Annotated in this window: 1 protein-coding gene; it reads right to left on the reverse strand. The window is 65.2% G+C overall.

Annotated elements, in window-relative coordinates:
- On the reverse strand, window positions 1–270 hold a 270-nt coding region (locus tag SB717_RS36100; protein WP_410907806.1), incomplete at both ends, for a fimbria/pilus outer membrane usher protein.

The raw sequence follows: 270 nt of genomic DNA on the forward strand, positions 1-270 counted from the left end.
GGGGCGTTTTTCACGCCGACCCCGGCGATTTCGGGTACGTGGACCAGGGCATTGGTTTCGCCCAGGTAGCGGCCACTGGTCAACCCGCCTTCATGCAGCAACAGGCTGCCGCTGGCGTTGAGCGACAGCGCACGGTAATGGTCACTTTGCGTGTAGCCCGCCCCCACACTGGCCCTGGCTCCCTGGTAGCCAACCGACAGGGCGGAGGTCTGGTTGCGCCGTTCGTCCCGGCTGGTCGAGGCGACATAATTCAGGCGATGGTCCATGGCG

The sequence above is a fragment of the Priestia sp. SIMBA_032 genome (assembly GCF_046535215.1).
GTDB classification, from domain to species: Bacteria; Bacillota; Bacilli; order Bacillales; family Bacillaceae_H; genus Priestia; species Priestia aryabhattai.